The sequence below is a fragment of the Enterococcus canintestini genome (assembly GCF_001885735.1).
GTDB lineage: Bacteria > Bacillota > Bacilli > Lactobacillales > Enterococcaceae > Enterococcus_C > Enterococcus_C canintestini.
On sequence record NZ_JXKG01000007.1, the window covers coordinates 110,358 to 121,564 of the forward strand.

Annotated in this window: 8 protein-coding genes and 1 other annotated feature; of the genes, 6 read left to right on the forward strand and 2 right to left on the reverse strand. The window is 36.8% G+C overall.

The annotated features are described in order from the left end of the window. The first annotated feature begins 19 nt into the window (after positions 1 to 19). The 3 genes from RU96_RS13035 (at position 20) to aac(6') (ending at position 2,257) form a co-directional block, all read left to right on the forward strand. Positions 20 to 184 (forward strand): hypothetical protein, encoded by a 165-nt coding sequence (locus RU96_RS13035; protein WP_169818344.1) that lies wholly within the window; start codon positions 20 to 22, stop codon positions 182 to 184. Positions 185 to 484: 300 nt separating this feature from the next. After that, positions 485 to 1,561: a dual-specificity RNA methyltransferase RlmN gene (gene rlmN, locus RU96_RS06150; RefSeq protein WP_071864670.1), complete on the forward strand. Its 1,077-nt coding sequence runs from the start codon at positions 485 to 487 to the stop codon at positions 1,559 to 1,561. 141 nt (positions 1,562 to 1,702) lie between these two features. Further along, the gene (gene aac(6') / locus RU96_RS06155; protein WP_071864663.1) at positions 1,703 to 2,257 is read left to right on the forward strand and encodes an aminoglycoside N-acetyltransferase AAC(6')-Ii; all 555 of its coding nucleotides are present in this window, start codon (positions 1,703 to 1,705) and stop codon (positions 2,255 to 2,257) included. A gap of 128 nt (positions 2,258 to 2,385) precedes the next feature. Here aac(6') and RU96_RS06160 read toward each other — a convergent pair whose 3' ends face one another. Together RU96_RS06160 and RU96_RS06165 are read right to left on the reverse strand one after the other, a co-directional pair. Continuing rightward, complete coding sequence (locus RU96_RS06160; protein WP_071864664.1) at positions 2,386 to 3,219, reverse strand: NUDIX domain-containing protein; 834 nt, start codon at positions 3,217 to 3,219, stop codon at positions 2,386 to 2,388. Positions 3,220 to 3,238: 19 nt separating this feature from the next. After that, positions 3,239 to 3,514: a hypothetical protein gene (locus RU96_RS06165; RefSeq protein ID WP_071864665.1), complete on the reverse strand. Its 276-nt coding sequence runs from the start codon at positions 3,512 to 3,514 to the stop codon at positions 3,239 to 3,241. 293 nt (positions 3,515 to 3,807) lie between these two features. Here RU96_RS06165 and metG point away from each other — a divergent pair, with 293 nt between their 5' ends. The 3 genes from metG to tyrS all read left to right on the forward strand — a co-directional run bounded on the left by metG (position 3,808) and on the right by tyrS (position 11,028). Next, positions 3,808 to 5,817, forward strand: coding sequence for a methionine--tRNA ligase (metG, locus tag RU96_RS06170; protein WP_071864666.1), 2,010 nt, complete (start codon positions 3,808 to 3,810; stop codon positions 5,815 to 5,817). A 432-nt stretch (positions 5,818 to 6,249) separates the two neighbouring features. Further along, positions 6,250 to 8,922 (forward strand): cation-translocating P-type ATPase, encoded by a 2,673-nt coding sequence (locus tag RU96_RS06175; protein WP_071864667.1) that lies wholly within the window; start codon positions 6,250 to 6,252, stop codon positions 8,920 to 8,922. A 492-nt stretch (positions 8,923 to 9,414) separates the two neighbouring features. Then, positions 9,415 to 9,615, forward strand: a binding site (T-box leader). Positions 9,616 to 9,771: 156 nt separating this feature from the next. Then, complete coding sequence (tyrS, locus tag RU96_RS06180; protein ID WP_071864668.1) at positions 9,772 to 11,028, forward strand: tyrosine--tRNA ligase; 1,257 nt, start codon at positions 9,772 to 9,774, stop codon at positions 11,026 to 11,028. Positions 11,029 to 11,207 lie beyond the last annotated feature (179 nt).

An 11,207-nucleotide genomic window follows, 5' to 3' on the forward strand; every position in this document is an offset into this window, starting at 1 on the left:
GGAACAAAAGGAGGTAACGATGCAAGAATTTTTGCTTAAAATGTTACGAAAAATTACTGCCCTCACGCGTAACGGCGGAGCAGCAAACGGTAATACACTCAGCCGCAATGCTTATGGTGAGTTGGAAAAACAAGAACAAAAATTAAATGCATCAAAAAAAGAACAGACACCACCTCAAAAGTAAATTGTAATAAAAGAAAGCTATATTTTAGCTGATTTAATTTGTTTTCTAGACGTGCTTAGCTTAGCTAAGCAGTTTAGAAAACTTTTTTCTTTAGTACATATAAAAATCTTAGAAACTAGACAACTCTATTAGGGTTTTACTCAAACATATTTTTTCTTTTAGACAAAATGAGTCTTTTCACTTTTTTTATTTCTTTTCTTTCTTTAAAAAAGACTAAGCCAGGTTGAAAGATAGACAATAAATCTGTTATAGTATGGAGCGAATCTGTCAAAAAGGGGAAAAATTGTGAAAAAACCAACAATGAAACCATCTATTTATGGTTTAAATAAAGAAGAGCTAATGAACTGGCTGATTGAAAATGGCGAAAAGAAGTTTCGGGGCAATCAAGTTTGGGAATGGCTTTATGAAAAGCGTGTGTCAGAATTTGCACAAATGACGAATTTGTCGAAAGTTTTAATCGCAAAATTAGAAGAACACTTTGTTGTAAATCCTTTAAAGCAATTAGTAGTCCAAGAGGCAAGTGACGGTACGGTTAAATATTTATTTGAGTTGCCGGATAAGCTGATGATTGAAACAGTCCTAATGCGGCAAGACTATGGCATGTCAGTTTGTGTCACTACCCAAGTTGGCTGTAATATTGGTTGTACTTTTTGTGCAAGTGGCCTATTGCGAAAGCAACGGGATTTAACAACAGGTGAAATTGTCGCCCAAATTATGTTAGTGCAACACTATTTTGATCAACTGAATAATGGGGATCGTGTTTCCCATGTCGTCGTGATGGGAATAGGCGAACCATTTGATAATTACGATAATGTTATGAACTTTATTCAAGTGATTAATGATCCTAAAGGTTTAGCCATCGGTGCCCGCCACATTACGGTTTCTACAAGTGGTTTGGCCCGTAAGATTAAAGAATTCGCGAATAACGGCTTGCAAGTTAATTTAGCGATTTCATTACATGCCCCTAATAATGAAGTCAGAAGTTCCATGATGCGTATTAATAAAAGCTATCCAATTGAAGTTTTAATGGAAGCAATTGATGAATATATCGAAAAAACGAATCGACGGGTTACCTTTGAATACATTATGTTAAATAATGTCAATGATCGCCCCCATCATGCCAAAGAACTTGCTGAGTTGTTAAAAGATAAGAAAAAATTAGCTTACGTCAACTTAATTCCTTACAATCCAGTCAGTGAACACGATCAATATTCTCGTAGTGAAAAAGCGGATGTTTTACGCTTTTATGATATTTTAAAACGTAATGGAATCAATTGTGTAATTCGTAAAGAACATGGTACAGATATTGATGCGGCCTGTGGACAATTGCGGAGTAAAAAAATGCAAGAACAAAAAAAGCAAAAACAACACGCGTAAAATTACTTAATCGTTGTGATTAGAAAAGTGGCTGATGCCACTTTTTTTCATTTATATTCTGATTTAAGAAAAAGTCATATTATTTCCTGCATTTTTGAATTATTGGTAAACTACCTTTAAGACTACAGGAGGCGTGTGCCAATGTTAATTACAGAATTTGAACGGGATAATCCAATTTTAAAAGATCAATTGGCAGATCTTTTAGCCAAAACATGGCCTAAAGAATATGGTCAATCAGCTAAAACAGAAGTTGAAAAATTGTTAGCGCCAGAACGCATTGCGGTTGCTGCTTTAGTAAAAGAGGAGCTGGTGGGCTTTATTGGGGCGATTCCACAATATGGTCAAACGGGTTGGGAATTGCATCCTTTAGTAGTAGTGCCAGATTTTAGGCGACAAAATATTGGTGCTCGCTTGGTTTCTTTTTTAGAATCGGAAATTGCTTCTAGAGGCGGGATTACCATTTATTTAGGTGCTGACGATGAAAACAATGAAACAACTTTAAGTCAAATGGACCTCTATCAAGAACCTTTAGCAGCAATTGCACAAATTAAAAATTTGAAAAATCATCCATATAGTTTTTATGAAAAAATGGGGTATCAAATTACGGGTGTGATTCCTGACGCAAGCGGTTGGTTTAAACCAGATATTATTATGGCCAAACGGATTGGTGATTTTGAAGAAGTAACAGAGGATTAGTGGCTTTCTCACTGTGAGGTAAGGTGCTTTTGTCGAAAATCTACTTTAGAATAAAGGAAAAACAGGAGGTGTGACAAAAGACTTGTCGCACCTCCTGTTTTCGAATAAAGCTGATATGGCGCAAAAATTTAGAATTTAGCTGCGAGAACTTCTTTTTTTAGTTGATAAATTTTAGAAGGTCGGCCAATGCCAAGGGGTTTTTCACCAATTTCATCAAAATATTGCAACATCGCTTTTTTAAAGTTGGAATGATCGATACTTTTAAAATCCATGCCCCAAAATTTTGCAAAAACTTTGCGGGCTTCAGTGATCGTAAAAGTAGGTCCTAAAACTTGTAAAACTCTAGGTTCATGTTCCATTTTTTCTGCGACGCGTTTAAAAGCTTTTAAGACAATTTGACTGTGGTCAAAAGCTAGAGAATCGCTACCGGAAGAAAGGCCAGTTTTTAAGTTCAAAATAATCTCAACGTCTTGACCGCTGGTTAAATACAGCTGGCTTCCTTTTCGTTCCATGGTAAACCACCGAACTTCATCCGCATCATCCCCGGCACTTAATGGTTCTTCTCCAATAAAAGTTAAATAACTAACGGTGACTACCCAACCTCTGGGATCGCGATTAGGCGTGCTGAAAGTATGGAGTTGTTCAATATTGGATTTAGAAATTTCTACTCCCGTTTCTTCCAATGTTTCTCGTAGTACCGAGTCATCAGTTGATTCATTTGGCATTACAAATCCGCCAGGCAATGCCCAAGAATTACGATAAGGATGGCTTTTTCGCTTAATTAAAAGCATTTTTAACTGGTCTTCTTCTTTGTTGTAACACATTAAAACCATATCAACAGTTAAAGAAGGTTTCTCATATTCTGGGTGATCTTGCTTTTTATACCACTGCAGAAAGTCCTCTTCGGTGGCAACTTGTTCATAGTAATGTTTTTCTTCAGCTTTTGATGCAAACTCTGGCATAAAACTGCTCACCTCTACTTTATTTAAAAATAAATGGAATAATCAAATTGAATAAAAAGAAAATTAGGTAAAAAGGAGTTGTTTTGCTCGCTTTATCTTTTAAGCTAATTAAGCCTGAAATAGCGATTCCAATCAGTAAAAGGCCACGAATAATTGCAGTTGTGGTCAAAAAAGATTGTAATTGTCCCTCTAAATTAAAATAGCCATATAAGCGGCCGTAAAAAGCGCAAAATATCATGTGGAAAAGTGTTAAAACGGCAATGGCCGCGATTAAAAGCCGATGTTTTTTTGTCATAGTGTGTCCCTCAATTTCGTTAATCTCTTTCATTATACCAAAAAAAATTTCTTTAAGGCGGGCAAATCCAGTGAAAATGAATTTGCCTTTGTTTTTTACAAGGAAAAGCACTTAAAGAAAGTTAGAATTGTGGTATACTAGCTAAGAATCATTTACGTGATGTGTACTTAAAAATTTAGGTGACGACCTTGGTTGAAATGCGACGAATAGCCATTTGTGGTATTTTAGTAGCTTTTTAAAGCGACTGGTCCCAAAGAGTCATCTTCACTTTTTTATTACTAGGAGGAAAATCCATGGCTGGAAAAGAAACTTTTTATATTACAACACCGATTTATTATCCCAGCGGCAAACTGCATATTGGTAACTCATACACTACAATTGCCTGTGATGCGGTTGCACGTTACAAACGTTTAATGGGCTTTGATGTTTTTTATTTGACTGGTGTTGATGAACACGGTCAAAAAATCGAGAAAAAGGCATTAGAATTAGGTGTTGAACCCCAAACTTATGTAGATAAAATGGCAGCTGATATTCAAAAGTTGTGGAAAACATTAGATATTAGTTACGATAAATTTATTCGGACAACGGACGATTATCATAAAGCAGCAGTCCAAAAAATCTTTGATCGTCTTTTAACCCAAGGGGATATCTATTTAGGTGAATACGAAGGTTGGTATTCTGTTTCTGATGAAGAGTACTTTACTGAAACGCAATTAGCAGAAGTTTATCGTGATGAAGATGGTAAAGTAATCGGCGGTAAAGCACCAAGTGGGCATGAAGTCGAATTGGTAAAAGAAGAATCTTACTTTTTCCGCATGAGTAAATATGCTGATCGTTTATTGGAATATTACAATGAACACCCAGAATTTATTCAACCGGAATCTCGTAAAAATGAAATGATTAACAACTTTATTAAACCTGGTTTAGAGGATTTAGCAGTATCACGGACTACTTTTAAATGGGGCATCCCTGTTAAATCTGATCCAAAACACGTTGTATATGTTTGGATTGATGCCTTATCTAACTATATTACTGCTTTAGGTTACGGCTCAGATGATACTACTTTATTTGATAAATATTGGCCTGCTGATGTGCATATGGTAGGTAAAGAAATTGTCCGTTTCCACACGATTTATTGGCCAATTATGCTGATGGCGCTAGATTTACCATTACCTAAAAAAATCTTTGGTCACGGCTGGTTGTTAATGAAAGACGGTAAAATGAGTAAATCAAAAGGAAATGTAGTTTATCCGGAAATGTTAGTTGAACGTTACGGCTTAGATGCATTACGTTATTACTTATTACGGGCAATGCCTTTTGGTTCAGACGGCGTCTTTACGCCAGAAGATTTTGTGGCTCGAGTGAACTATGATTTGGCTAATGATCTAGGTAACTTATTAAACCGTACGATTGCGATGATTAATAAATATTGTGATGGCAATGTACCGGCTTATGCTTCTAAAGTGACTGCTTTTGATAGTGAATTATCCACAACGGCTGCAAATGTGGTAGGCCGTTACCACCAAGCAATGGATAAAATGGAATTTAGTGTTGCTTTAGCGGAAGTTTGGACTTTGGTCTCTCGGGCAAACAAATATATCGATGAAACTGAACCTTGGGTATTAGCAAAAGATGAAGAGCACAAGGCCGAATTAGATAGTGTCATGGTGCATTTAGCTGAAAGTTTGCGTATTGTTGCGATTTTATTACAACCAATTATGACGGAAACACCAAAGAAAATTTTCCAACAACTAGGTTTAGATGCGGAAACGATGGACTTAAAAGATTTGCGCTTTGGAGAATTTCCACGGAATACAAAAGTCGTTGCTAAAGGAAAACCAATTTTCCCACGTTTAGATCAAGAAGTAGAAGTAGCATACATTCAAAAGAAAATGACAGAAGGTGTTGTTACTCCAGAAGAAACAGTGAAGTGGGACCCAGAAGAAACAGAATTGGTTTCAGTTAAAGAAAAACAAATCAAATATGATGATTTTGATAAAGTAGAATTAAAAGTAGCCGAAGTTATCGACTGTCAAAAAGTCAAAGGAGCAGACAAACTCTTACAATTTCGTTTAGCTGCCGGAGATTCGCAAGATCGTCAAATCTTGTCAGGAATCGCTGAATTTTATCCAGATCCAAAAGCGTTGATTGGTAAAAAAGTTGTTATCGTAGCTAACTTAAAACCGCGAAAAATGCGTGGTCAAATTAGCCAAGGGATGATTTTATCTGCCGAAGATGAAAATGGCAACTTAGCTATTGTTGAAGCTCCCAAACAAATGCCAAATGGATCAGTAATTGCCTAATTTAACCGTGTTGTCAGTAACTAAAAGATGCTGACAACACGGTTTTTTTTACTTTTGTTCTAGTAAAAATTTTTTCTGAAATACTATTTCTAGGTGCTAAGCTGAAATTTCAAGAAATTTACAGCGCAATTTTTTAATTCTACCTTTATTATGCAAGTGTCAAAAAGAAGTCCCTTCAGTTTTTTTCTTTCTTTTTCCTAGTTGTCTTTTATGAAAAGTATTTGCTCGCAACTACAATCTACTATATAATGTTCTTTGTATTTATATGTTTTCATGAGGGAGTAACTAGCAGCATAAGCTGTGGCAACATCACCAACCGAAATTTATTTTCTGGTGTTGCCTTAATTAGTGAGACTTATGTATGTTATGCACATACACAAGTCTATTTTTTTTAGCTGACTTGTGGAGGAAAATTTCAAAGGAGGAACAAAATTGTCAGAAGAAAACAAAAAGCAGCAGTTGAGCCAAGCGTTTTATTCCCAAACGCCAGAAGAGGTTCTAAAAGAGTTAGATGCAACTGCTGAGGGCCTTAGTGCCACAGAAGCCAAAAAACGTTTAAGCGAATATGGTGAAAATGAGCTTGAAGAAGGTAAGAAAAAATCAATGGTTCAAAAGTTCTTTGAACAGTTCAAAGACTTGATGATTTTGGTTTTACTAGTTGCCGCGATTATTTCGGCTCCCCACGAACCTGTTGACTCCATCATTATTTTGCTTGTTGTAATTATTAACGCTGTGATGGGTGTTGTCCAAGAATCAAAAGCAGAAGCTGCAATTGAAGCATTACGGGATATGTCCACCCCAAATGCTAATGTTATGCGAGACGGTCATGCCTTATCAATTAAAAGTACAGAACTTGTACCAGGGGACATTGTCTTATTAGAAGCCGGCGATGTTGTTCCTGCTGATATGCGTTTAATTGAAGCCAGCTCATTAAAAATTGAAGAAGCTGCTTTAACAGGGGAATCAGTCCCAGTTGAAAAAGAACTCGTTGTTTTAGAAGGCGATGAAATTGGAATCGGCGACCGCATTAACATGGCTTATTCTAATAGTAACGTCACTTATGGTCGCGGAAAAGGTGTTGTTGTAAACACTGGGATGAATACTGAAGTTGGTAAAATTGCAGGAATGTTAGCTGCAGCTGACGAAACGGAAACACCACTAAAAAACAACTTGAATCACTTAGGTAAATTCTTAACGGCTGCAATTTTAGTAATTGCTGTCATTATGTTCTTATTTGGTACATTAGTTAACGGTACACCGTGGATGGATATGTTATTAACGTCTGTATCTTTAGCTGTTGCAGCGATTCCAGAAGGATTACCGGCAATTGTAACGATTATTTTAGCGTTAGGAACGCAAGTTTTAGCTAAACGTAATTCCATTATTCGGAAATTACCAGCGGTAGAAACACTAGGTTCAACCGATATTATCGCATCTGATAAAACTGGTACGTTGACATTAAATCAAATGACAGTTGAAAAACTTTATACCAACGGGCAACAATATCCTGCCAGTGAACAAATTCCTGCCGATAATATGGCGCTTAAAGTGATGAACTACGCCAACGACACAAAATTCAGTCAAGAAGGGGAATTAATCGGTGATCCAACTGAAACAGCCCTTGTGAAATTTGGTCAGGATCAAGGGTTTAACGTGACTGAAAAAGTAGCCCAAGAACCTCGTGTTGCGGAACTACCTTTTGACTCAGAAAGAAAATTGATGTCTACAATTCACCAACAAGCAGACGGTCGCTACCTGGTGGCTGTTAAAGGGGCACCAGATGTGTTATTAGGTCGTTGCACACAGTATCAAGTGTTTGATGACGTAAAACCGATGAATAAAGCAGAAGAGCAAACCATTTTAGACAACAATAAAGATATGGCCAAACAAGCGCTACGTGTGTTAGGGATGGCTTATAAATATGTTGATTCAATTCCAACTGAATTGGATTCTGCAGTCGTTGAAAATGATTTAATTTTTGCCGGTTTAGTCGGCATGATCGACCCTGAACGCGCTGAAGCTGCCGATGCAGTTAAAGTCGCCAAAGAAGCAGGTATTCGTCCAATTATGATTACCGGCGACCACAAAGATACCGCAGAAGCTATTGCGGCTCGTCTGGGAATTATTAAAGCTGGCGATGATGCAGCTGTTTTAACAGGTGCTGAATTAAATCAAATGTCAGATGAAGAATTTGCTCAAAAAGTGGCAAATTATTCTGTCTATGCGCGGGTATCACCTGAACATAAAGTGCGAATTGTAAAAGCTTGGCAAAAAGAAGGTAAAGTTGTGGCCATGACTGGTGACGGTGTCAACGATGCCCCTGCCTTAAAACAAGCCGATATTGGGGTTGGTATGGGGATTACTGGTACTGAAGTTTCAAAAGGTGCTTCTGACATGGTCTTAGCAGATGACAACTTTGCGACAATTGTGGTGGCTGTTGAAGAAGGACGTAAAGTTTTCTCTAATATTCAAAAAGCCGTACAGTATTTATTAGCTGCTAACTTAGGGGAAGTTTTAACACTCTTTATTGCTACAATGCTAAACTGGGATACATTATTACCAATTCACCTATTATGGATTAACTTAGTAACAGATACATTCCCTGCGATTGCGTTGGGGATGGAACCAGCTGAAAAAGATTTAATGAGCCACAAGCCAAGAGGTCGTAATTCCAACTTGTTCTCTGGTGGTGTTTTCTCAAGTATCATCTATCAAGGGATTTTAGAAGCAGCGACTGTCTTGTTTGTTTATTGGTCTGCTATCCAATGGCCCGTTCACGCAACGTATGAAGCAATTCACAGCGATGCGTTAACAATGGCCTTTGCAACATTAGGGTTGATGCAATTGTTCCATGCGTTTAATGTGAAATCTGTTCACCAATCCTTATTTAAAGTGGGACCATTCCGCAACAAATCATTTAACTGGGCGATTTTACTGTCATTTTTCTTAATGATGGTTATTATTGTTGTTCCTGGTCTAAATGATGTTTTCCGTGTTGCCCACCTTGATTTATATCAATGGGGAATTGTCGTTGGTTCTTCCTTTGCAATTATTCCAGTAGTGGAAATTGTTAAAGCCGTTCAACGAGCATTAGGAAAAGAATAGAATACAAAAAAAGCTGTGACAAAAAATTGTCACAGCTTTTTTTTCGAATAAACGGTGTGACAAGTAACTTTTTTGAAATAAGATAGAATTCCAAAAAATTTGAAAAACAATTTTCAGCAATTCGGTCTTATTACTTTCAGCTAGTCACTTCAATCGTAACCTCTTTTTTTATAAACGACATTTCATCAGCAACTTCTTTTGAAGCAATTTCATCTTATCGCTTGCGTGTAAACGAGATCGTTTCATTTTTATTGTGTTATTTTATAAAGTTATTTTTGGTAGTGACAGCACTATCTTTTTACCTGGAAATAAAAAGAGGACAAAGTGATGTTTCCCAACTTTTGACCTCTGAATAATTATGCTATGACAATTCGTTTTTTAACGGAAATAATACGCTGCTATTCTTTTTTGTAAAGTGTTATTCTGAAAAAAATAACGCCTTTGTGGTTGACAAACCGCTGCCACAGTCTTATGATGTAGTCACATTAATAAATGATGACTGTGATGGAAACACAGTAGGATAATAGCCGCTGTTTAAGAGAGCTGGTGGGGCTGCAAACCAGTACACGCTATTGTGTGAATTACACTTCCGGAGTCTTGGCGTAAAGCCACGCGACAGCGTTAAATGTTTGAGTGATATACTTTTTTTAAAAGTATATAATTTGGGTGGTACCGCGAATTTTCGTCCCTTGGCAATTTTGCCAAGGGACTTTTTTGTTACTTTGTTTTTTAGCTGCTCAAATTTTAAACCCATTCATAAAACGCTTTAAAAAATTTTTTAATAACACCTATTAATTTTGCTATGCCAGCAGTTTACTGCTTTCATAAATATAGACGGAGGTCAATAAGATGAATATTATTGATGAATTAACGTGGCGGGATGCCATCAACCAACAAACCAATGAAGAAGGTCTACGTAAACTCGTAGATGAAAAGAGCATTGCGCTTTATTGTGGTGTCGACCCAACCGGCGATTCCATGCACATTGGACATTTAATTCCTTTCATGATGATGAAAAGATTTCAATTGGCGGGCCACCGTCCATATATTTTAATCGGTGGTGGTACTGGTACAATCGGTGATCCTAGTGGTCGTACAACAGAAAGAACGTTACAAACAATGGAAACCGTTCAGCACAATGTCGACGCGTTATCCAACCAAATGCGCAAATTATTTGGTAAAGATGCCAATATCAGTTTTGTAAATAACTTTGACTGGTTATCTAAAATTTCATTGTTGGAATTTTTACGTGACTACGGTAAAAACTTCAACATTAACACAATGTTAGCCAAAGATATCGTTTCAAGTCGTTTGGAAGTGGGAATTTCCTTTACAGAGTTCACTTACCAAATTTTACAATCCATCGACTTTTTACATCTATTTAAAACATACGGTGTGCAATTACAAATCGGTGGTGCCGATCAATGGGGCAATATTACAGCGGGACTTGATTTGATTCGTAAATTAGAAGGCCCTGAAGCTGAAGCCTTTGGTTTAACTATTCCATTAATGTTAAAAGCAGATGGTACTAAATTCGGTAAAACTGCCGGTGGTGCTGTTTGGTTAGATCCTAAGAAAACTTCACCATTTGAATTCTACCAATTTTGGTTAAATCAAGATGATCGTGATGTTATTAAATACTTGAAATTCTTTACTTTCTTAGATAAAGAAGAAATTGATGCTTTGGCACAAAAAGTTGCCACTGAACCAGAAAAACGCGAAGCGCAACGCCGCTTAGCTGAAGAAGTTACTCGCTTTGTTCACAGCGAAGAAGACTTAAAAGAAGCACAAAAGATTACCGAAGCGCTATTTTCCGGTAATATCAAAGATTTAAATGCTACTGAAATCGAACAAGGCTTTAGCAAAATGCCAACGGTTGAAATTTCCAGCGATCCAGAAAATATCGTGGAATTATTAGTAGCAACAAAAATTGAACCATCAAAACGTCAAGCACGAGAAGATGTTTCAAACGGAGCTATAAGTATTAACGGTGATCGTATCACTGATTTAAATTTTGTCGTAACACCATCTGATCATTTCGAAGGAAAATTCGTTGTGATAAGAAAAGGTAAGAAAAAATACTTTTTGGCCAAAGTATTAAATTAGAATTTGATAATTTTTTACCTTGAAAAACAATGATTTTCATTTTCCAATTCAAATGATGAACTGGTCTTAAAAAAGTAAAAATCACTGTTAATACGTTACAAGAGAGCACGATCTGTCTTTACAGGTCGTGCTTTTTTTTATCGTAGTTAAAATAAAGGCTCTTCGTCAAATTGTGTTGG